This window comes from Kitasatospora sp. NPDC101155, from assembly GCF_044768305.1.
GTDB lineage: Bacteria > Actinomycetota > Actinomycetes > Streptomycetales > Streptomycetaceae > Kitasatospora.
In genome coordinates this window covers 257,774-278,309 of the sequence record NZ_JBIWPN010000007.1, presented here as the reverse complement: position 1 = coordinate 278,309, position 20,536 = coordinate 257,774, and the positions used below count along the sequence as shown (strand labels likewise).

25 protein-coding genes are annotated in these 20,536 nt (G+C 73.6%); 12 read left to right on the top strand and 13 right to left on the bottom strand.

Going from position 1 to position 20,536, the window contains the following annotated elements:
• Positions 1–228: 228 nt before the first annotated feature.
• On the top strand, positions 229–1,722 hold the full coding sequence (locus ACIRYZ_RS13705; protein WP_402943216.1) for an alpha/beta hydrolase: 1,494 nt from the start codon (positions 229–231) through the stop codon (positions 1,720–1,722).
• 169 nt (positions 1,723–1,891) lie between these two features.
• Complete coding sequence (locus tag ACIRYZ_RS13700; protein ID WP_402943214.1) at positions 1,892–4,204, top strand: transglycosylase domain-containing protein; 2,313 nt, start codon at positions 1,892–1,894, stop codon at positions 4,202–4,204.
• Positions 4,205–4,358: 154 nt separating this feature from the next.
• On the opposite strand, the gene ACIRYZ_RS13695 is transcribed toward ACIRYZ_RS13700, so the two are convergent.
• Positions 4,359–4,955: a hypothetical protein gene (locus ACIRYZ_RS13695; protein WP_402943211.1), complete on the bottom strand. Its 597-nt coding sequence runs from the start codon at positions 4,953–4,955 to the stop codon at positions 4,359–4,361.
• 32 nt (positions 4,956–4,987) lie between these two features.
• Positions 4,988–5,536 carry an RBBP9/YdeN family alpha/beta hydrolase gene (locus ACIRYZ_RS13690; protein ID WP_402943208.1) on the bottom strand — a complete coding sequence of 183 codons (549 nt, stop codon included), beginning with the start codon at positions 5,534–5,536 and terminating at the stop codon, positions 4,988–4,990.
• Between the two features lie 274 nt (positions 5,537–5,810).
• Between ACIRYZ_RS13690 and ACIRYZ_RS13685 the strand changes: the two genes are divergently transcribed.
• The 3 genes from ACIRYZ_RS13685 (at position 5,811) to ACIRYZ_RS13675 (ending at position 8,447) form a co-directional block, all read left to right on the top strand.
• Positions 5,811–6,377, top strand: a complete 567-nt coding sequence (locus ACIRYZ_RS13685) for a DJ-1/PfpI family protein (RefSeq protein WP_402943205.1) — start codon at positions 5,811–5,813, stop codon at positions 6,375–6,377.
• 195 nt (positions 6,378–6,572) lie between these two features.
• The gene (locus tag ACIRYZ_RS13680; protein ID WP_402943202.1) at positions 6,573–7,871 is read left to right on the top strand and encodes a serine hydrolase domain-containing protein; all 1,299 of its coding nucleotides are present in this window, start codon (positions 6,573–6,575) and stop codon (positions 7,869–7,871) included.
• A 57-nt stretch (positions 7,872–7,928) separates the two neighbouring features.
• Positions 7,929–8,447: a gamma carbonic anhydrase family protein gene (locus ACIRYZ_RS13675; RefSeq protein ID WP_402943200.1), complete on the top strand. Its 519-nt coding sequence runs from the start codon at positions 7,929–7,931 to the stop codon at positions 8,445–8,447.
• A gap of 6 nt (positions 8,448–8,453) precedes the next feature.
• On the opposite strand, the gene ACIRYZ_RS13670 is transcribed toward ACIRYZ_RS13675, so the two are convergent.
• Positions 8,454–9,647, bottom strand: a complete 1,194-nt coding sequence (locus tag ACIRYZ_RS13670; protein WP_402943197.1) for an MFS transporter — start codon at positions 9,645–9,647, stop codon at positions 8,454–8,456.
• Positions 9,648–9,798: 151 nt separating this feature from the next.
• Here ACIRYZ_RS13670 and ACIRYZ_RS13665 point away from each other — a divergent pair, with 151 nt between their 5' ends.
• The 3 genes from ACIRYZ_RS13665 to ACIRYZ_RS13655 all read left to right on the top strand — a co-directional run bounded on the left by ACIRYZ_RS13665 (position 9,799) and on the right by ACIRYZ_RS13655 (position 10,670).
• Positions 9,799–10,035, top strand: a complete 237-nt coding sequence (locus tag ACIRYZ_RS13665) for a DUF2277 domain-containing protein (RefSeq protein WP_402943194.1) — start codon at positions 9,799–9,801, stop codon at positions 10,033–10,035.
• A gap of 36 nt (positions 10,036–10,071) precedes the next feature.
• Positions 10,072–10,308, top strand: coding sequence for a DUF6296 family protein (locus ACIRYZ_RS13660; RefSeq protein ID WP_402943191.1), 237 nt, complete (start codon positions 10,072–10,074; stop codon positions 10,306–10,308).
• A 77-nt stretch (positions 10,309–10,385) separates the two neighbouring features.
• Complete coding sequence (locus ACIRYZ_RS13655) at positions 10,386–10,670, top strand: DUF427 domain-containing protein (protein WP_402943188.1); 285 nt, start codon at positions 10,386–10,388, stop codon at positions 10,668–10,670.
• A gap of 118 nt (positions 10,671–10,788) precedes the next feature.
• On the opposite strand, the gene ACIRYZ_RS13650 is transcribed toward ACIRYZ_RS13655, so the two are convergent.
• From ACIRYZ_RS13650 to ACIRYZ_RS13630, 5 genes are all read right to left on the bottom strand, one after another.
• Positions 10,789–11,127: a hypothetical protein gene (locus tag ACIRYZ_RS13650; RefSeq protein ID WP_402943185.1), complete on the bottom strand. Its 339-nt coding sequence runs from the start codon at positions 11,125–11,127 to the stop codon at positions 10,789–10,791.
• Positions 11,128–11,230: 103 nt separating this feature from the next.
• Positions 11,231–11,395 carry a hypothetical protein gene (locus ACIRYZ_RS13645; protein ID WP_387616524.1) on the bottom strand — a complete coding sequence of 55 codons (165 nt, stop codon included), beginning with the start codon at positions 11,393–11,395 and terminating at the stop codon, positions 11,231–11,233.
• A gap of 183 nt (positions 11,396–11,578) precedes the next feature.
• Positions 11,579–12,793 carry a cytochrome P450 gene (locus ACIRYZ_RS13640; protein ID WP_402943183.1) on the bottom strand — a complete coding sequence of 405 codons (1,215 nt, stop codon included), beginning with the start codon at positions 12,791–12,793 and terminating at the stop codon, positions 11,579–11,581.
• Between the two features lie 88 nt (positions 12,794–12,881).
• Positions 12,882–13,124 carry a ferredoxin gene (locus tag ACIRYZ_RS13635; RefSeq protein WP_402943180.1) on the bottom strand — a complete coding sequence of 81 codons (243 nt, stop codon included), beginning with the start codon at positions 13,122–13,124 and terminating at the stop codon, positions 12,882–12,884.
• Between the two features lie 298 nt (positions 13,125–13,422).
• A complete protein-coding gene (locus ACIRYZ_RS13630; protein ID WP_402943177.1) occupies positions 13,423–14,049 on the bottom strand; it encodes a DJ-1/PfpI family protein in 627 nt (208 codons plus the stop codon).
• A gap of 18 nt (positions 14,050–14,067) precedes the next feature.
• Between ACIRYZ_RS13630 and ACIRYZ_RS13625 the strand changes: the two genes are divergently transcribed.
• Complete coding sequence (locus ACIRYZ_RS13625) at positions 14,068–14,235, top strand: hypothetical protein (protein WP_402943174.1); 168 nt, start codon at positions 14,068–14,070, stop codon at positions 14,233–14,235.
• Positions 14,236–14,260: 25 nt separating this feature from the next.
• Here ACIRYZ_RS13625 and ACIRYZ_RS13620 read toward each other — a convergent pair whose 3' ends face one another.
• Positions 14,261–14,512 carry a hypothetical protein gene (locus ACIRYZ_RS13620; RefSeq protein ID WP_393029920.1) on the bottom strand — a complete coding sequence of 84 codons (252 nt, stop codon included), beginning with the start codon at positions 14,510–14,512 and terminating at the stop codon, positions 14,261–14,263.
• Positions 14,513–14,728: 216 nt separating this feature from the next.
• Here ACIRYZ_RS13620 and ACIRYZ_RS13615 point away from each other — a divergent pair, with 216 nt between their 5' ends.
• The 3 genes from ACIRYZ_RS13615 to ACIRYZ_RS13605 all read left to right on the top strand — a co-directional run bounded on the left by ACIRYZ_RS13615 (position 14,729) and on the right by ACIRYZ_RS13605 (position 18,121).
• Positions 14,729–15,208 (top strand): GNAT family N-acetyltransferase, encoded by a 480-nt coding sequence (locus tag ACIRYZ_RS13615; protein ID WP_402943171.1) that lies wholly within the window; start codon positions 14,729–14,731, stop codon positions 15,206–15,208.
• A gap of 116 nt (positions 15,209–15,324) precedes the next feature.
• Complete coding sequence (locus ACIRYZ_RS13610; protein ID WP_402943168.1) at positions 15,325–16,335, top strand: CAP domain-containing protein; 1,011 nt, start codon at positions 15,325–15,327, stop codon at positions 16,333–16,335.
• A 181-nt stretch (positions 16,336–16,516) separates the two neighbouring features.
• Positions 16,517–18,121 carry a sigma-70 family RNA polymerase sigma factor gene (locus ACIRYZ_RS13605; protein ID WP_402943165.1) on the top strand — a complete coding sequence of 535 codons (1,605 nt, stop codon included), beginning with the start codon at positions 16,517–16,519 and terminating at the stop codon, positions 18,119–18,121.
• Between the two features lie 39 nt (positions 18,122–18,160).
• Here the strand turns inward: ACIRYZ_RS13605 and ACIRYZ_RS13600 are convergent, their stop codons facing one another.
• The 4 genes from ACIRYZ_RS13600 to ACIRYZ_RS13585 form a co-directional block, all read right to left on the bottom strand.
• Positions 18,161–18,397 carry a hypothetical protein gene (locus tag ACIRYZ_RS13600; protein ID WP_402943163.1) on the bottom strand — a complete coding sequence of 79 codons (237 nt, stop codon included), beginning with the start codon at positions 18,395–18,397 and terminating at the stop codon, positions 18,161–18,163.
• Positions 18,398–18,480: 83 nt separating this feature from the next.
• On the bottom strand, positions 18,481–18,924 hold the full coding sequence (locus ACIRYZ_RS13595) for a hypothetical protein (RefSeq protein WP_402943160.1): 444 nt from the start codon (positions 18,922–18,924) through the stop codon (positions 18,481–18,483).
• 47 nt (positions 18,925–18,971) lie between these two features.
• Positions 18,972–19,751 carry a hypothetical protein gene (locus ACIRYZ_RS13590; protein ID WP_402943158.1) on the bottom strand — a complete coding sequence of 260 codons (780 nt, stop codon included), beginning with the start codon at positions 19,749–19,751 and terminating at the stop codon, positions 18,972–18,974.
• On the bottom strand, positions 19,738–20,262 hold the full coding sequence (locus ACIRYZ_RS13585; protein ID WP_402943155.1) for a SigE family RNA polymerase sigma factor: 525 nt from the start codon (positions 20,260–20,262) through the stop codon (positions 19,738–19,740). The genes ACIRYZ_RS13590 and ACIRYZ_RS13585 overlap by 14 nt, the downstream gene beginning before the upstream one ends.
• Positions 20,263–20,536 lie beyond the last annotated feature (274 nt).

Genomic DNA, 20,536 nt, shown 5'->3' with positions numbered 1-20,536 from the left:
TTCTCCGGCCGCCGCGTCGAATCCGCCGCGACCTCCGAATCATCGGGGTCCGGCCCGCCGTCGCCCCGCAGGGCGCGAACCGTGGGCGCGCCGTCGGCAGGCCACGGGCACGCCGCGAGCGGGCGCGACCGGGTGCGGGGTCCACCCCGGCGCCGGGGGATTACCCCACCCCCGACCGGCCAGCTGCCCGCATGGGCCCAAGTCCGCTGTCCCAGCAGACTTTTGGCCATGACGAACACCATCCGACGCACCGCCGCCGCCACCGCGGCCGCCGCCATCGCCGTCACCGCGCTCACCGCCCTGCCCGCCGCCGCCGATCCGGAGCGCACCGGCCGGGACCGCCTCGCCTGGTCCGCCTGCGGGGGCCAGAGCGACCCCCGCCAGCAGTGCGCCGACCTCACCGTCCCCCTGGACTACAACGACCCAGGTGGCCGACAGATCACGGTCGCCGTCTCCCGGATCGCCACCGCCAAACCCGGCCTGCGTCACGGCGTGCTGATGATCATCCCCGGCGGCCCCGGCGAAAACGGCCTGGACCGCCCCGGCAGCGTGGTCCAGCGGCTGCCGCAGTCCGTGGTGGACCGCTTCGACCTGGTGGGTTTCGACCCGCGCGGTGTCGGCCGCTCCACCCCGGTCAGCTGCGGCCTGGACCACTCCGACCTGGCGATGGTCAAACTCCGCCCCTGGCCCGCCGCCGACGGCTCGATCGACGGCAACCTCGCCGGCGGCCGCCACTTGGCCGAGGCCTGCGCCCGCAACGGCGGCCCGGTGCTGCGCAGCATCTCCACCGCCAACGAGGCCCGCGACATCGACAGCATCCGGCGCGCCCTGGGAGAGCGCCGTCTCTCCGCCTGGGGCACGTCGTACGGCACCTACGCGGGCGCCGTCTACGCCACCATGTTCGCCGGGCGCACCGACCGGATCGTGCTCGACAGCAACGACGACCCGGACTCGTCGCGGGTCGGCCGCGGCTGGCTCGCCGCCTACGGCCAGGGCGCCGAGGACCGCTTCCCGGACTTCGCCAAGTGGGCCTCGGCGCCCGGCAATCCGGACCGCGTCGCGGACACCCCGGAACAGGTCCGCCCGCTGTTCCTGGACCTCGCCGCCCGCCTGGACCACACCCCGCTGCCCTGGCCCGGCGCCAACCCGGCCGAGCTGGACGGCAACGGGCTGCGCGAGGCCATGCTGCAGAGCCTGGCCGCGGACGCCAGGTTCCCCGGCCTGGCCCGGCTGATGCTGGCCGCCCAGGGCCGCCGCTCGCTGCCCGCCCCGGTGACGGCGCCCGACGAGGTGCTGCAGAACCACATCGCCGCCTCGGCCGGCACCCTGTGCAACGACGTCAACTGGCCCACCGACCCGGCCGCCTACACCAAGGACGTCGCCGCCGACCGCGCCGCCCGGCCGCTCACCGCGGGCATGCCGGTGAACGTGATGCCCTGCGCGTTCTGGCCGTTCGCCCCGGCCGAGCCGCCGGTCCGGGTGACCGGCCGCGGCCCGGCGAACGTCCTGCTGGCGCAGAACCTGCGCGACCCCAACACCCCGTACCGGGGCGCGCTCAAGCTGCGGGAGGCCTTCGGTGACCGTGCGCGGATGGTCACCGTGGACTCCGGCGGCCACGACGTCTACCTGGCGAACGGAAACGCCTGCGGCGACGCGGTGGTGACGGACTACCTGGTGACCGGCCGACGTCCGGCCGACGACGTGTTCTGCCCGGCGAGCTGAGGTTCGACGACACCGTCCGCGGGGGCAACCGGCCGTGAACGAACGGCCCTTGCCCGCGCGTGAACCCCCATACGACCCCCGAAAGTGAGTCGAAGCTGTCGCGATTTTGTGACAATAGTTCGCCAACAGGCTGCCCACGAGGGGGTTTCACGGCCTTAATGTTCGAACTATGTCACCGAAGAGCCGCATACCTTCCCCGGACCCGGGCGACACCTGGGTGCCGCGCCCGAGGCGCCGTCAGACCCCGCTCGGAATCCTGCGCCATGCGGCCACCTACCTCGGCTCCTGCGTGCTCGGCGGTGTGCTGCTGGCGGGCCTGATCCTCCCGGCGGCCGGCGCGGTCGGACTGGGTGCGAAGAGCGGCGCCGAGAGCTTCGAGAGCATCCCCGACGACTTCAAGGCCCCGCCGTTGACCCAGGCGACGCAGATCTTCGACGCCAAGGGCGGCCTGATCGCCAAGGTCTACGAGCGCGACCGCACGGTGCTGACGGCCGAGCAGATGTCCCCGCTGGTCCGCCAGGCCCAGGTGGACATCGAGGACGCCCGCTTCTACGAGCACGGCGCGGTGGACCTCAAGGGCGTCCTGCGAGCGATCACCAAGAACGCCGAGAGCGGCGCCGCCGTCCAGGGCGCCTCCACCCTGACCCAGCAGTACGTGAAGAACGTCAACGTCGAGATGGCCGGCGACGACCCGGTGGCGGTCCGCGAGGCGCAGCGCAAGACGCTCGGCCGCAAGATCCAGGAACTCCGGTACGCCATCAAGCTGGAGGAGGACCTGAGCAAGGAGCAGATCCTCACCAACTACCTGAACATCACCTTCTACGGCCACCAGGCGTACGGCATCGAGGCCGCCTCCCAGCGCTACTTCAGCAAGTCGGCCAAGGAGCTCACCCTGCCCGAGGCGGCGATGCTCGCCGGGCTGGTGCAGAACCCCTCCCAGTACGACCCGAAGCTGCACCCGGTGGCCGCCCAGAAGCGCCGGGACACCGTCATCGACAAGATGGTGGAGAACAAGCACATCACCGCGGACCAGGCCAAGGAGGCCAAGGCGGCCTCGCTCGGCCTCAACTACAAGGACCCGCAGAACGGTTGCATCACCGCCCGGGCGGGGATGGGCTTCTTCTGCGACTACGTGCGTCACGTGGTCAAGCAGGACCCGGTGTACGGCAAGAGCGCCGCCGAGCGCAAGAAGCTCTGGGACACCGGCGGCCTGAACATCTACACCACGCTGGACCCGGACAAGCAGGCCGCCGCGCAGAACGCCGTCTCCACCAAGGTGTACGTCACCGACCCGGTCTCGGCGGCGATGACCATGGTCGAGCCCGGCACAGGCAAGATCCTGGCGATGGCCCAGACCCGCCCGTACGGCCTGGCGAAGGAGCAGAACCAGACCGTCGTCAACCTCAACGTGGACTCGGCGATGGGCGGCGGCATCGGCTTCCAGCCCGGCTCCAACTTCAAGCCGATCGTGGCCGCCGCCGCTCTGGAGGCCGGACTGCCGCCCACCCAGCAGTACGACTCGCCGAACCGGATGGACTGGCCGACGATGAAGACCTGCGACGGCACCTGGAAGAACCTGAGCAAGGGCAAGAAGGAAGGCACCATCCCCAACGAGAGCACGCGCGAGGTCGGCCCGTACGAGCTCAAGGAGGCGATGGCCCTCTCGGTCAACACCTACTTCGTGCAGATGGAACAGGAGATCGGGCTCTGCGCCGTCAAGCAGATGGCCAACAAGCTGGGCGTGACGGCCAAGGCGAGCGGCGATCCGCTGCAGGAGGTGCCCGCGCTCGGCCTGGGCACCCAGGAGGTCAGCCCGCTGACCATGGCGAACGTCTACGCGACCTTCGCCGCCCGGGGCAGCTACTGCGCGCCGCTGGCGATCAACCGGATCACCACGGTGGACGGCAAGGACGTCCCGGTGAACCAGGTCCACTGCGACCAGGTGATGTCCACCGACACCGCCGACGTGATCAACAGCGTGCTGCTCGGGGTGACCGAGAAGGGCGGCACCGCGCGCGACCTCCGGCTGGACGACGACCGCCAGATCGCGGGCAAGACCGGTACCACCGACGAGAAGAAGTCGGCCTGGTTCACCGGCTACACCGGCAACCTGGCCGCCTCGGTCTGGCTGGGCAGCCCGGGCACCAAGGTGCCGATGCGCAACATCCGGATCGGCGGCCAGTACCAGGCGGAGGTGTTCGGCGCGACCGGCCCGGGGCCGATCTGGCAGCAGGCGATGAGCGACGCCGTCCGGAACATGCCGGACAAGGAGTTCACCACCGTCTACATCCCGGACCCGGTCAAGCGCGACCCGGGCTGCGGCACCGCCACCGCCACGCCGGGCTCGGCCACCTGCACCGGCGCCCCCAACCCGGGCTCGACGGGCACGGCGACGGGCCGGCCGCGCGGCACCAACCCGTCGGGCGGCAACCCGACCGGGCGCTCTGCCCCGTCCACCCCGCCGGACGACGGGGACCAGTGAGCCACCGATGAGCCGTCGGCCCCGCACGAGTACCCGTACTCATGCGGGGCCGCGGCCGTTCGGCGGACGATGGCGCCATGTCGCACGGTTTCCTCGGCGTCCCCGCCGTCCTCCGGACCTCGCCGCCCACGCCCTCGGGCTGACGTAGCGCCGATCAACGCGCCTCGACCGGCTCGCCGCTGTCCTGGTCGAGGTTGAACACCCGTCGGTAGGAGTCGGTCACCACGGTCACCTGCGCCCGCCCGGTCCAGCTCGCGTCCACCAGCCGGGCGTCGTCCGGGCCGCCGCCGACGTCCGCGAGCAGCCAGCGCCGGGCCGACCAGCCGTCGCCGCTCTCCAGCAGCACCTGCCAGTGGTCACCGGTCTGCGGCCCGGAGCCGTACGAGCGGTGCACCACCACCAGGGCCCGCTCCGCCCCGGCCGGGGCGTCCTCCCGGCTGCGGGTCTCGGCCGCCGACGACTTGTGCGCGGCCACCACTCCGAGCACGAACACCACCGCGGCGGTCACCGTGACCGCGCGGGTGGCCGTCCGGACGGCCGTGCGCCGGTCGCCCAGCCAGGCGGCCGCCATCAGCGCGGCCAGCGCCGCGCCGAGCAGCAGCTCCGGCTGGTTGAGCCGGTCGGCGACCAGCATCAGCCCGCCCGAGCGGCTCTCCCACTGGCCCTCCGTGTACAGCAGGACGGCGGCCACCCCGCAGGCCGCCAGCATGCGGACCAGGGCGCGCCTGGCCCTCGGTGTCCGGTTGCTCAATCGGTTGTCCATCGTCCCCCCCGGTCATGTGCTCACAGCTCCGCGAGCAGCTTTCGGCCCTCCGGCCAGTCACCCAGCCCGGAGGCCGAGTTGATGTGTCCGTACGCGCCCGGTTCGACGTACCGGGCACGCCACGCCTCGGCGAACTCCCGGGCCCGCTCCGGGCTCACCCAGGGGTCGTCGGTGGAGGAGACCACCACGGTCGGGAACGGGAACGGCTCCAGCGCCACCGGGCGGAAGCCGACCAGCTCCGGGACCTCGGCGGTGTCGATGTCCGCAGGGGCGACCAGCAGCGCGCCCCGGACGGCGGCGGTCAGCTCGGCGGAGGCCCCGGCCACCCAGCGGGCCGCCGTGACGCAGCCCAGGCTGTGCGCGACCAGCACCACCGGTCCCTCGGCGGCGGCCGCGGCCACCGCCGCGTCCACCCGGGCCACCCAGTCCCGCTGCTCCGGGTGGTCCCAGTCCGCCTGCTCGACCCGGCGGAAGGCCGCCGGCTCGGCCGCCTCCCAGTGGGTCTGCCAGTGCTCGGGGCCCGAGTTCTGGTAGCCGGGGAGGACGAGGTAGGTGGCGCGGTCGGGCATGGGCTCCCCCAGGAGGTGAACGGATCGGTGACGGGCAGCAGGAGTCTAGGACCCGGCAGGGCCGGTGCGGCAGCCGGGCACTGCTGCCGGTCAGGGGCCCGGCGCGCACGGCTCGCGACCGGCGCGCGAGACCAACCGCGCGCCGCGGTGCGCCCGGTGCGCCCTGTTGCCAACGGTGCGGCCGGTGCGGGAGGTTGGACCGGGCCCGGTGCGGCGGCCACCGCGCCGGGCCCGCACCAGCTCTGACGATCGATCACGTGGAGGGATGTCGGCGATGGCATCGAAGATCCTGCTGGTCACCGGGGACGCCGCCGAGTCGCTGGAGGTGTTCTACCCGTACCAGCGGTTGCGCGAGGAGGGCTACCGGGTCGACATCGCGGCCCCGACCAAGAAGCGCCTGCAGTTCGTGGTGCACGACTTCGTGGACGGCTACGACACCTACACCGAGAAGCCCGGCTACACCTGGCCCGCCGACATCGCCCTCGCCGACGTCGACCCGGCCGACTACGTCGCCCTGGTCATCCCCGGCGGCCGCGCCCCCGAGTACCTGCGCAACGACCCGGATGTGCAGCGGATCGCCCGGCACTTCTTCGCCGGGGACAAACCGGTCGCCCAGATCTGCCACGGCCCGCTGATCACCGCGGCCGCCGGGGTCCTCGACGGCCGCCGCACCTCCGCCTACCCGGCGCTGGCCCCCGACATCAAGGCGGCGGGCGCCGAGTTCGTCGAGGGCGAGGCCGTGGTGGACGGCGTGGTCGTCTCGGCCCGCGCCTGGCCCGACCACCCGGCCTGGCTGCGGGCCTTCATCGAGATCCTGCGCGACAAGGCGCCGGTCGCCTGACCCGTACCGACCCGGTCGCCCGGCCCGTGTCAAGGTGCCCGTACCCCGAGACGTCTCGGGGTACGGCCCCAGGAGCGGTCCGGGTCCCCCCTCCGCCAGGCCGAGGACGCGCCGCCACCGAACTGCCATGGTGTCGGACAACCATGGAAACGGTCGGAGTTGCCGCACCGTCCGGCCCGTCCCCGGGAGGACGGCATGACCGCCACCGACCGCACCGTCCGGCGCCGCAGGCCGTTCCTGCGCGCCGCCGTCGTGACCGCCGCGGGCGCGGGCCTGCTCGCCACCCTCGCCCCGGCCGCCGTCGGCCAACCCGCCGATCGCTCCCTGGCCTCCGGCTGCCACGGCGCCGTCCACCTCACCGCCGCCGACCGCACCGACCGGACGGACTCCGCCGACGGCCGGGCCGACTGGGCCGCCGCCGACGCCGCCCTGGCCGGCCTCACCCGCCCCGGCTACAGCACCTCCGCCCTCGCCGCCGTCCGTGAGAACGGCCGACTGGTCTGGCGCAACTCCACCGGCGTCGCCGACCTCGCCACCGGCCTGCCCGCAGACCCCGAGGGCCGGTTCCGGATCGGCAGCACCACCAAGACCTTCGTCGCCGCCACCCTGCTCCAACTCGTCGGCGAGCGGCGGCTGGACCTGGACGACCGGCTGGAGTGCCTGCTGCCCGGCATCGTCCCGAACAGCACCCAGATCACCGTCCGCCAGCTGCTCAACCACACCAGCGGCGTCGCGAACTACACCCAGGACCCGGCCTTCGAGTTCGACGACCAGGGCTGGCTGACCGCCCGCCGCTTCAAGCCGTACTCCCTCCAGGACCTGGTGGACATCGCCAACAAGTACCCGCCCGCCTTCCCGCCGGGCCAGGACTGGCGCTACTCCAACACCAACTACGTGCTGATCGGGATGATCATCGAGAAGCTCACCGGCCGCAGCTGGCAGGAGGAGGTCACCCGCCGGATCATCCGCCCGCTGCACCTCACCGGCACCTCGATGCCCGGCCACTCGCCCTTCATCCCGGGCTCGCACGCCCACGGCTACCTCAAGACCGACACCGGCCCGGTGGACATCACCCTGCTCGACCCCTCGATGGCCGGCCCCGCCGGGAGCGGCATCTCCACCACCGCCGACCTGACCACCTTCATCGGCGCCCTGCTCGGCGGCCGACTGCTGCGCCCGACCGAACTCGCCGCGATGCAGCAGACCGGCACCTCCGGCGGGGGCGTCGGCTACGGCCTGGGCCTCCAGCGCCTGGACACCCCGTGCGGCACCTACTGGGGCCACGCCGGCGGCATCCCCGGCTACAACACCCTGATGCTCGGCTCGGCGGACGGCAAGCGGCAGTTCGCCTCCGCCGTCACGGTCTACGACGTCGCGGACGCGAACGCCGCCAACGCCGCCTGGAACCGGCTCACCGTCACCGCCCTGTGCGGCGCCCAGGCCCCGGCACTCGCCGCCGGGTCCGTACCCGACCTCGCCCGCATCACGCCCTGACCGGCCCCCTACGCTGACCGGCGACAGTACCGCCGACCGTCGTCAGGAGGACGAGACATGGCAGAGCCGATGATCGCCGCAGTCGGGGGCAAGGTGCCCGCCGTCGACCCGAGCGCCTTCCTCGCACCCAACGCCGTCGTGGTGGGGGACGTGACGGTGGGCCCGGGCGCGAGCATCTGGTACGGGGCGGTGCTGCGCGGCGACGCCGAGTCGATCACCGTCGGCGCGGGCAGCAACATCCAGGACAACTGCACCCTGCACGCCGACCCCGGCTTTCCGCTGGTGGTCGGCGAGCGGATCTCGGTCGGCCACAACGCGGTGCTGCACGGCTGCACGGTCGAGGACGAGTCCCTGGTCGGGATGAACGCCACCGTGCTCAACGGCGCCCGGATCGGCGCCGGTTCGCTGGTCGCCGCAGGCGCGGTGGTGCCCCAGGGCATGACCGTCCTGCCCGGTTCGCTGGTCGCGGGCGTCCCCGCCAAGGTCCGCCGGGAGCTGACCGAGGAGGAGCGGGCGGGCATCAAGCTCAACGGCGAGGGCTACCTGCTGCTGGCCGACGCCCACCGGGAGATCTAGACGGATCTAGACGGTCGTCATGACGGCGGCGGCAGGCTCGGACACCGGGGACACCGGCCGGCGCCGGTCCGCCGCCCAGGCGAGCAGCGCGACCAGGGCGCCGGAGGCGGCCAGGCCCGAGCCCACCAGGGTCGGCGAGGTCCAGCCGAACCCGGCGTCCAGCGCCAGCCCGCCGAAGTACGCCCCTTGAGCGTTGGCCAGGTTGAAGGCGCCCTGCACCGTCGCCGAGGCCAGCGTGGGCGCGCTGCGCGCCTTCTGCAGCACCAGGGTCTGCACCGCCGGGACGATCGCGAAGCCGAACAGCCCGATCAGCACCACCGTGACCGCCGCCGACCAGCGGGCCTGCGCGGTCACCGCGAACAGCGCGAGCGTCGCCGAGAGCAGCACGAAGGCCGCGCAGACGGTGGGGCGCAGCGCCCGGTCCGCGGCGAACCCACCGAGCACGTTGCCGATGGTCATGCCGGTCCCGAACAGCGCCAGCACCAGGGTCACCGAGCCGGTCGCGTACCCGGAGACCTCGGTGAGCAGCGGCGCAATGTAGCTGTAGCAGGCGAACATGCCGCCGCAGCCGAACACCACGGTGGCCAGCGCCAGCCAGAGCTGCCCGCTGCGGAAGGCCCGCAGCTCGTGCCGGAGCCCGACCTGCCCGGGGGAGGGGAGGGCCGGCACCAGCCGGGCGATGGCGAACGTCCCGGCGGCGGCGATCAGCACCACCACCAGCATGGTCGTCCGCCAGCCCAGGTGCTGGCCGAGCAGGGTGGCGGCCGGGACGCCGACGATGTTGGCGACGGTCAGTCCGGAGAACATCACCGCCACCGCCCGGGCCCGCCGGTCCGGCGCCACCAGTTCGGCGGCGGCCACCGCCCCGGCCCCGAAGAAGGCGCCGTGCGGGAGCCCGGTGATCAGCCGGGCGGCGGCCAGCGTCCAGAAGTCCGGCGCCACCGCGCACAGCAGGTTGCCGGTCGCGAACAGCGCGGCCAGCGCGACCAGCACCGCCTTGCGGGGCTTTCCGGCGGCCAGTGCGGTGAGCAGCGGCGCGCCGATCACCACCCCCAGCGCGTAGGCCGAGATCAGCCAGCCCGCCTGCGGGATGGAGACGTGCAGACTGTCGGCGACCTGGGGGAGCAGCCCCATGGCGGCGAATTCGGTGGTGCCGATGGCGAAAGCGGTGACGGCCAGCGCGAACAGCGCGAGAGGCAAGGGGGTGACTCCGGAGTGATGCCCGCGCCGGGTACGGGCGCGGCGGGCGATTCGTTCGTCCGGCATCCTAATCCGCCCGGATGACGCCCCTGTGAGGCGGATGTGACGAAAGGGGGTCGCCGACACGGCGCCCGCGCGCGAGACTGGGGGCATGTGCCGCAACATCAAGACGCTGCGACCGCCCGTGACGCCCGACGCCGCCGACGACGACTTCCGCGCCGCCGCGCTGCAGTACGTCCGCAAGGTGTCCGGCTTCCGCGCCCCGGCGGCGCACAACCGCGAGGCCTTCGACCGGGCCGTGGACGCGGTGGCCGAGGCCACCGCCCGGCTGCTCGCCGAGCTGGAGGTCCGCGGCTCGCACGCCCGGGCCGCCGAGGCCACCGTCTGACGCGGACGGGTCACCGACAGGGAGCAGGAGCCGGAGATGAACCCCGCCAGTCGTTACGCCCTGACCTTCCCCGGCACCCCCGGCACCCAGGCCCCGCAGGACGTGGTCGTGGTCACCCGGACCGACGCGAAGGGCCCGGGCGGCCACCCCGTGTACGAGGACACCACCGGGATCGTCCGTGCCGAGATCAGCGACGCGGGCGAGGTCCGGATGATCGCCAGCGGCGGCCACCAGAGTCCGCACCTGCCGGTCCACGCGCATCCGCTGCCGTAGGGCCTGCGTCCGTCGCGTGCGTCCCGGTTTCCCCGGACCGCCCGGCGGACGATCGGCCGTGGGGCACAATCGCCGGTATGACCACAGCGAGTTGGCAGGGAGTCGTCGTCGCCGAGAGCGATGACACCGTCGTCGTCGAGGGCAACCACTACTTTCCGGCCGAGTCGGTCCGGGCCGAGTTCCTGCGGCCCTCCGGGACCACCACGGTGTGCGGGTGGAAGGGCACCGCCGGTTACTACACCCTGGAGGTGGCCGGGCTGACGAACCCGGACGCCGCCTGGTTCTACGCCGACCCGAAGCCGGAGGCCGAACACGTGCGCGGCCGGGTGGCGTTCTGGCGCGGGGTGGAGATCACCGGGTAGGGCGCACCGGAATCGTCCGCACCCCGCGCGCCAGGACCCGACCGCGGCTGCCGTTGCCGCGGCCGGGCCGACGGTCGAGGGCCGGGGCACCCGTCGGCGAGCCCCCCTTGCGGACGCGCTAGCCCGTGGGTGACGGCGGGGCCACCGCTCCGCGCCCCGCCTTGACGCCGTTCACCATCGCCTGGTGGATCGCCCGCGCGGTGGTCTCGTCCGCCGCGGGCACCGGGCTGCCGGTGACCGTGTACCAGTCCAGCGCGCCGGTGTACTGCACGGTCAGCCGCGCCTCGCCGTCCACCCATGTGGTGTGCACGGTGAGGTCGCCGGAGATCGGACCGACCTCGGCGGTGGAGACCCCGCCGGGGCCGCTGATGATCGACTGAGTGGTCCAGGTCGCCCATGCGGTGCGCGGATCCACGGGCGGCTGAGGCTGCCGACGGGTTTGATCGTGTTCGGTCATGCGCCTATCCTCCCCCGCCGGTGAACCGCCGCCCGGGCAGTGACACCTGCGGTCGCAGAGACCGCCCGGTCCCGCCGGGCGGTCGAATCGGTGTGGCGGACGGTCAGCTGGTGGAGCCGGGTTCGTCCAGCATGGGGTCGCCCTCCGCCTGTGAGGTGTCCTGTGCGTGCAGGTTCTGCATCGAGGTGATGCCCTCCTCGGGATCGGCGGCGCGGACGTCCTCCTCGCGGTCGCTGCTCACCTCGGAGCGTTCGCTCATGTCCGTCATCGCGGGCTCCGTCTCCTCGGCCGGTCCGCGCGCCGGATCTCAGGCGCGGCAGGGCCGAACTGTCTTTCGCCCTTCAAGCCTGCCTCCGCCCCGGCACGGGGGCCAGCCGGGTGACCCGGCGGGCCTTCCGGCTGCCCGGGCTGCCCGGACCCCGACGACCTCCCGGACCGCAACGGAGTGCGGTCACCAGGCCACCGGGAGCGAGCGCATCCCGTAGATGAACGACTCCGTGCGGAACTTCCGCTCGCTCGGTTCGACGGCCAGCCGCAGCCCGGGCAGCCGGCGGAACAGGGTCTCCAGCGCGATCTGGAGCTCGGCGCGGGCCAGTGGCTGGCCGAGGCACTGATGCACACCGAAGCCGAAGGCCATGTGCCGCCGGGCGTCCCGGTCCAGGTCCAGCTCGTCCGTCGCCCGCTGCTCGGCACCGCCGAACATCGCCTCGTCCCGGTTGGCGGTGGAGAGCATCGCGATCACGCCCTCCCCGGCCCTGATCGTCTCGCCGCCCAGCTCCACGTCCTCCAGCGCCACCCGGGGAAGCCCGGTGTGCACGATGGTCAGCAGGCGCAGCAGCTCCTCCACCGCGCCGGGCAGGGCGGCCGGGTCGGCCAGCCTGGCGATCTGCTCGGGCCGCTCCAGCAGCAGGGCAGTCGAGAGGGAGATCATGTTCGCCGTCGTCTCGTGCCCGGCGACCAGCAGCAGCGACCCGGTGCTGGCGACGGCGTCCACGGTCAGGTCGTCCCGTGCGGCGAGACGGCTGAGGATGTCGTCCTCCGGCCGCTCGCGCTTCCGGGTCGCCAGGCCGCGGAGGTAGTCCAGGATCTCGGCCTGGGCCGCGGTGAGCTGTTCCAGGGAGCTCGTGTTGCTCAGCAGGGTCCGGCTCAGGCCCTGGAAGTGGTCGCGGTCGTCGTAGGGCACGCCGAGCAGCAGGCAGATCACCAGCGAGGGCACCGGCAGCGCGAACTCGGTGACCAGGTCGGCCTCCGTCCGGCCCTCCGTCATGGCGTCCAGCGTCTCGTCCACGATCTGCTGGATGCCCGGGCGCAGCGCCTCCACCCGCTTGACCAGGAAGTCCCCGGTGACCATGCGGCGCAGCCGGGCGTGCTCGGGGTCGTCGAGCCGCAGGAAGCTCGGGTTGGCGGCGAGCATCTCCCGGCGGCCGGGGGCCAGCAGCGGGAAGGACGGGTGGCGCACGTCCGCGCTGAACCGGTGGTCGGACAGGACGGTGCGGACCTCGGCGTAGCCGGTGGCCAGCCAGCAGAGCTCGCCGCCGGGCAGGTCGGCGCGGACGATCCGGCCTCTGGCGGCGGCATCGGTGTACGCGGGCGGCGGGCCGAACGGGCAGCCGCTGGAGTGGGGGGCTGGGACGGGGACGGCCTGGGTGGTGGGCGTGCTGGTCAAGGTGGGGTCTCCTTGCGTCGCGGTGTCCTCGGGTGGGGCTCGGCTCGATGGCGGATCGTCACATCGGTTCCCCGGAACGGGGAATGGCCTATCCGGCCGTCGATTCGGACTCCGGCTCCGAACTCGACTCCGGCTCGTCCTCGACGACGGTGATCGCACCGCCCGGGCAGAGCTCGGCGGCCAGTCTGACGTCGGCGAACTGGTCGGGCCGGAGGGTGGTCTGACGGAGTTTCACCAGGCTGTCGTCGTCGTCCTGGTCGAACACCTCGGGGACGTTCATGACACACATCCCGGAGCTGCAGCAGCGGTTCCGGTCGACGCTCACCTGCATGGTCGGGCACCTCTCGCCAGTGCGCCGCCGGCTGTCCGACGGCCGCCTCTCGTTGTCATTGCCAACCTAGCCGCCACTGCTCCGCGCACGGAGGGTGCGGTGGCCGGATTGCCGAGAACGGCCGATTCGCCCCCTGTCGCGGCTTCCTTGCCGAACGGCAGGTTTGAATTTGACGTTACTCCGCCAAACGGTCTCTGTCACAGCCCCTCGGTGGCGACGGTGCCGGCCTCGGCGGCCTGCCGTCCGTCCCTGCCCCGGACGGCCCGGGGCTGGTCGGATCCCCGGCATCCGCGGCTCGTCAGCGTCGCCGGGCCGCGAGGTAGTCCTTCGCCTCCTGGGGCGCCTTCCGGTAGGAGCCGGCGTCGAAGGGCGGCTGGGGGTCGTACTCGATGGCGAGCTGGAAGGCCTCGGCAGCGACCCGGCCTGCGGCGAGTTCGGCCAGGCGAAGGGCCATGTCGATGCCGGAGGAGACGCCGGCGGCGGTGATGATGCCGCCGGGCTGTTCCACGACGCGATGCTCCGTGTACTTGGCGCCGTACGACTCCAGGAGGTCGACGGCTCCCCAGTGGGTGGTGGCCTCCAGGCCGTCGAGCAGGCCGGCTGCCGCGAGCAGCAGGGCGCCGGTGCAGACCGATGTGGTCCACCGGGTCGTGGCGTGGACGCGCTGGATCCAGTCGAGGAGCGGCTGGTCGGCCAGGAGGCGACGGGTGCCCGGACCGCCGGGCACCACCAGGATGTCGGCTGACATGACGTCCTGGAGGGACTCCGTCGCGACCAGGCCGAGCCGCCCCTCGCCGTCCGCGTACGTGCCCGGCGCGGCGGCGGCGAAGACGACGTCGGCGTCCGGCAGCATCCGGAGGATCTCGTAGGGGCCGACCACGTCGAGTGCGGTGAACCCGTCGAAGAGCGGAATGACGATGCGCACGGGCGTGCCTTTCAGAGGGTGTGCGGGGAGAAGCCCGCTCATCATGGCGCAGGCGGCGAGGGCGGGTACGCCGAGGTCGTCGTCGGGGTGGTCGGCGATCCGGGCGAGGACCTCGTGCGGTGGTGCCCGGTCCGGGCGGACCAGTCGGCGAAGGACCGCTCCTCGCAGCCGCCGACGGGCGCCTGAGGTCGCCTGAGGCCACCGAACCGGATCAGGAGCCCTCTCCGCGCACCAGCCGCAGGGCGGGCCTCGGGCGCCCCCACTCCACTCCCACCTCCGCCTTCGCCGCCTCCGCGGCCTCCTCTGCCCGGAGGAGTTCCGCCTCCCGCGCGCCCATCGCGCGGAAGCGGGCCTTGCGCTCCTCGTCGGCTTCCGCGGTGCCCGGGTAGAGGACCACGTAGCGGCCGCCCTCCCCGTCCTCCCACGCGTAGCTCCGGTACTGCGGGGTCGGCTCATCCGCCACGGGGAACCTCCGGTCGTCGCCCTCGGGGTGACCCACCGTAGGCGACGGGCCCGGACCGGGGAAGGCGCGTCACTCTTCCGGGTGGTCCGCCGGCATCGGGGAAGCAGCCGAAGTGGCGTGCGGGGCACCGGGTGTTGGCCGCGGTGGAGATCGGCGGCCGGGCCGGCGGGTCGTCATGCTGGCTCTCCACCGTCCACCCGATCGAGGGAGACCGAGTTGAGCACCACCGCCGTGAACCGTTGGACCGTCGGCGTGCCGGAGGCCGGCGACTATCCGGCCTGGCGTGAACTCTTCCGTGGCTACTGCGAGTTCTACCGGATGCCGATGCCGGAGGAGAAGACCGAGCTGGTGTGGTCCTGGCTGATCGACCCGGCGCACGAGTTGGAGGGCCTGCTGGTCCGGGACGCGGACGGGACGCCGGTCGGGCTCGCGCACTTCCGGCCCTTCTCCCGGCCGCTGCACGGCGCGGTCGGCGGGTTCCTGGACGACCTGTTCGTCGCCCCCGAGGTGCGGGGCGGCGGCGCGGTGGACCTGCTGCTGGCCCGGCTGCGGGAGATCGCCGCCGAGCGCGGCTGGAGCACCGTGCGCTGGATCACCTCGGACGACAACCACCGGGCGCGCAGCAAGTACGACCAGGTGGCCGTTCGGACCATGTTCGTCACCTACGACATGGTCCCGGAGGGCCCGACCCGCTGAGGTTGTCACCAGGCTGACGGACATTCGTTCGGACTTTCTGTTATCGGCGCACCGCCGGGGGGTCTCCCAGGTGTCGGCACCCGAACCCGCCGACCTGGACAGAAAGCAGTGGCCACGTGAACAGCGACGACAGGACGACCATCATCCCGGCGAGCGGCGGCCCCGGCGGCTCCCACGGTCGCCCCGGCGGGCGGGCCGCGCGGCGGGCAGCCCAGCGGCTGGGCGGTCGTGGCCGCCGGGCGCGAAGGCGCAGCGGGCTGCTGCCGGTCACCGCGGTCGTCGCCGCCGTGGCCGGGACGGGGCTGGTCGCGGCGCTGGCCGGCGCCGGGTACGCGGCCTACGGCGGCAAGCAGACCGACCGGGACCTCGCCGGGCAGGCGGTCGCGGCCGACGCGCTGATCGCCGCCGAGCTGGGGACGCACCAGGGCATCCAGGTGCCGGGCACCGGGGGAGCGATACCCGTGCCCGGCGGCGGTACGCCGGGCAGCGCGGGGGCCACCGACCCGTCGGCCACCCCGAGCGCGCCGGCCTCCCAGAGCGCGACCGCCTCGGCCTCCCCGACCGCCCAGCCCACCGCGACGGCCACCGCGACCGCCCAGCCCACCGCCACCGCCAAGCCGAGCCCGACCGCGACCCGCTCTGCCGCGAGCGGCGCCGGAGCCGGGGCCGGTGGCGCAGCAGCGGCCGCCGCCCAGCGCGCCGTGGCCAGTTCGGCTCCCACCCCGGTCGGCGGCGGCCCGTCCTCCTCGTACGCCCAGCAGGTGGTGGACCTGGTCAACGCCGAGCGGGCCAAGGCCGGTTGCGGACCGGTCGCCGCCGAACCCCGGCTGGCCAGCGCGGCCCAGTCGCACAGCGACGACATGGCCGACCGCAACTACTTCGACCACGCCAGCCCCGAGGGCTACCACGCCGACCACCGGATCGAGGCCACCGGCTACCAATGGAGCACCTGGGGCGAGAACATCGCCCGCGGCCAGAAGGACCCGGCGGCCGTGATGGACGCCTGGATGAACAGCCCCGGCCACCGCGCCAACATCCTGAACTGCGCGTTCAAGCAGCTCGGGGTGGGCGTGCGGACCGGCTCCGGCGGTCCGTGGTGGACCCAGGTCTTCGCCGCCCCCTCCTGATCGTCACCGGGCATCTCCACCGGGCGAGGCGGCTCCGGCACCGGGCCGGAGGAGGCTCCGGCACCGGCCCTCGACCGGGCCGATTTTCCGATTCCGCGCACATTGCTGTTATCTGATCACTCCCCACAGGTCTCCGAGGAGGCAGCGGCGGACGGAAACACGGCAAGACGGAGTGCGGACCATGAACGCTGATGTGCAGAACAGAGCCGGGACGACCCTGGTACTCGCGGCGCAGGCAGGCGATCGGCAGGCCCAGGAGGCGCTGGTCGCCGCCTGGCTGCCGCTCGTCTACAACGTGGCCGGCCGCGCCCTCGGCGGCCACGCCGACGTGGACGATGTCGCCCAGGAGACCATGATCCGCGCCCTGGACGGCCTGGACGGGCTCCGCGACCCGGAGTCCTTCCGGTCCTGGCTGGTCGCCATCACCATGAACCAGGTGCGCCGTCGCCATGCGGCGGGGCAACAGCAGCCCACCGTCGGCGGTCTGGACGAGACCTGGGAAGTTCCGGACCCCCGAGCCGACTTCACCGATCTGACCATCCTGCGCCTGGGCCTCTCCGGCCAGCGCCGCGAGGTGGCCGAGGCCACCCGCTGGCTGGACCCGGACGACCGCGAACTGCTCGCCCTGTGGTGGCTGGAGGCCAGCGGCGAACTCACCCGCGCCGAGCTCGCCGAAGCCATCGACCTGTCCCCGCAGCACGCCGCCGTCCGCGTCCAGCGGATGAAGAAGCAGCTGGAGGCCGGCCGGATGGTGGTCCGTGCCCTCGGCGCCTACCCGCGCTGCCCGGGGCTCGCCGAGGTCACCGCCGGCTTCGACGGCACCCCCAACTCGGTCTGGCGCAAGCGCATCGCCCGGCACATCCGCAGCTGCGGCGCCTGCGACGGCCTCGGCCGCGACCTCTTCCCCGCCGAAGGGCTGCTGGCCGGCCTCGTCCTGGTCCCGATCCCGCTGGACTCGCCCGCCCTACTGCACTTCCAGCACACCGCGGCCACCGCCGCCACGACCGCCGTGCACTCCACCGCGGCCGCGGGGGGCGGCGCGGCCGGAACCGGCGGAGGCGCCGGAACGGGCGGAGGCGCGGGCACCGGAACGGCCAGCGGCTCCGGCGCCCACGGCGGTTGGGCCGGCACCGCCGCCCGCAAGGCCGCCCTGGCGAGCGGCGCGGCCGCAGCGGTGGCCGTGACCACCCTCGCCCTGGTCTGGCCGAACCACGCCGAGCCGCCGCGCGTCACCGCACCCGAACCGACCGCCCCGGCCGCCGCCCTGGAGGCCCTGCCGACCCTGGTCGCGACCCCGTCGGCCACCCCGACGCCCACGCCCACGCCGACACCCACCACCGAGACCCCGACGCCGACTCCCACGCCGACCACGACCCGGCCGACCACCGCCGCGCCGTCACCCACTCCGGAACGGCAGCTTGTGGACCTGGTCAACGCCGAACGGGCCAAGGCGGGTTGCGCCCCGCTGCGGATCGACCCCCGGCTGCACAGCTCCGCCCAGAAGCACGCCGACGACATGGCCGCCCGAAACTTCTTCGACCACGTCAACCCCGACGGTGTCCGTCCCGACGCCCGGATCACCGCCGCCGGCTACCGCTGGTCCCAGTGGGGCGAGAACCTCGACCGGGGCCCGACCGCGCCCGCGACCGTCTTCTCCCGCTGGATGGACGGCGGCATCCACCAGTCCAACATGCTCGACTGCGGCTTCAAGGACATCGGCATCGGCGTGGCCGGCAGCCCCGCCGGCACCCTGTGGACCCAGGACCTCGGCGCCCCGCTGTCCTGAGCGGCTCCCTCCCGCAGGCCCGCCTGGTCGCCGACCGGGCTAGGCGGGCGTGACCGGGACCAGTCCGTCCGCGGGCCCGGTCACGTAGCCGGTGGCATGGCCGACCACGCCGCCCGCGTCGCCGACCTGCCCGGGCAGCGCGTCCGGCGCGCTGGTCAGCGAACCGGGCAGGCCCTCCTGACCGCCGACGGCACTGGCGTGCGCACTCGGCGCGGTGAGGGAGGCCACGACACCCACGGCGAGCGAGGCGACGGCGAGCATGCTGCGCTTCTTCATGGCCGGTCCAACGACACTGCGCCGCAAGGGTTACGGGCGGTTCCGGATCCACCGGGTCACCCGACTCGCACAGCGCAGCCCCCTCAGCGCCCCAGCGCCTCGCGGTCCCCCATCACCACCACCGGGTGCAGCGCCGGATCCAGGGGGTCAGCAGCAGTTCGCGCATCAGGTCCTCGCTCATGCCCACGCAGCCCGGTGGGCCCGGTAAGCCAGCCGTCACCGTCGTTGCGGTAGAGGACGGCGTGACCGGGAGAGGAGGCGGGCCCGTCACCGGTGACCACCAGCGCCTGCCGCGCCGCCGGCGGAATCGACGCCGCCAACTTCGGTCCGACACCCGGCAGGTGGCGTGGAAGCTCGGGTGGTGCGGGTCGCGCCGCGGTGGCAGCTGGCGTGCTGGGAGGAGGCGGCAGGGCGGTGGAGGGCGCCGCCCGGGCATCGAGGACCGGGCCGGACGGGGAGCCGGAGGGCATGCAGCCCGCCAGGAGCAGCGCCGTCAACCCCACGAGGGCGTGACGGGGTAGGGACATGGCGAATCCGTTTCGTCAAACGAGTGGTCAGGAGGACGGGCGGAAGGTCAGGGGGCGACCCGGAGCGACTCGAGCACCTGCTGCACCTGCTGCAGCGTCCGGTCCGAGGGCGCCCGCACGCAGGCCGTCAGCTCGATCCGCACGCCGGTGCTCCGGAGGGCGAAGCTCCGGTGGCCGACGAGCTCCCGGTTGCCGTTCTGGACGGAGCAGTCCTTGTCGACCGCGATGTCGACCATGCCCGTGCTCTCCCCGTAGACCGGCCCGGCCGAGTCCGCCACCCCGACCACCTTCACGGTGAGGAGAGCCCGGTCCGAGGTCAGCGCTCCGATCGGCGGACAGAAAACGGCCGTCTGGGGGCAGGGGACCTTCGTATCGAACTGCCGGTTGGCCAGGTATCCGAGGTGGTCCCCCGGCCCGCCCACGGCGGAGACCTGTGCGTACCAGCCAGGCGGCAGTTCCGCGGTGAGACCGTCGGCCTGCGAGAAGCTCACGAGGCTCCCGGCCTGCGTGGGCGACACGGACGGCGTCGGCGCGTACGAGGGCGAAGAGGTGCCCGCCGGGCGCTCTGCTGCCGGTCCGACGGCGCCCCGGTCCGGCGCCGGGGCGATCGCCGGCGCGGCGGCCAGTACAGCGGCGAGCAGCCCGCCGCTGAGGCCGAGTCCGAGCCCGGTGGCCCGCCGCCGTCGCCTGCTCCGGTCGGCGCGCGCGAGCACCCGCTCCATCCGGTCCTCCGGCGCGGCCAGGGCGGGGACGGCCCGCTGTAGCAGGACGCGCAGCTCCTCCTCCTCGGTCTCCCCGCCGTCGCGCCTCGGCTCAGACCAGCTCACGGCTTCCCCCGTCCAGCAGTAGTTCCCGGGCCGGGAGCCGTCCGCGCAGGGCGGCCAGCGCCCGGTGCGTCTGGCTCTTCACCGTGCCGGTGGTGCAGCGCAGCACCTCGGCGGTGTCCTCCACGCTCAGGTCCTCGAAGAAGCGCAGCACCACCACGGCGCGCTGGCGCGGCGGCAGCGCCCGGACCGCCTCGGCGACCACCTGGCCGAGCACAACCCCTTCGAACGGGTCGGCGGTCGCTGGCTCCGGCTCCGGCAGTTCTCCGTGCGGCAGTTCCCCCGTCCAGCGCCGCCGCCACCAGGAGATGTGGCAGTTGACCAGCACCTTCCGCAGATAGGCCTCCGGCCGGTCGGGCGCAATCCGCTCCCAGCGTGGCCAGACCTTGGCCAGCGCGGTCTGCAGCAGGTCCTCGGCCTGGTGCGGGTCGCCGGTCAGCAGCCAGGCTGTGCGCAACAGTTTCGGACTGCAGGCGGCGACGAACTCCGCGAAGTCCGGTGTTGCGTCCCTCATCCTGCCGCCGTCCCCGCCATGGTTCCCGTACCGTTCCTGTCAGCCGTGGCGGCCGGTCGGGCCGCGTCCTCGATGGTGTCGTTCTCACGGCTGCTGAACGCGGTGGGCGGCGGTGCGGGTTGCCTGCCAGCGGCGGAAATTTTCTCACGGCGGGCAGGCGGGCACGAGGGCGGGCGGGCCGGGGACGTTGGACGGCCCGCGAGCCGGCCGGGACTCGGCCGGGCGGCGGGCGGGCCGTGGGGACCACCATGGCCCGCCCGGCCCCGCCCGGTCA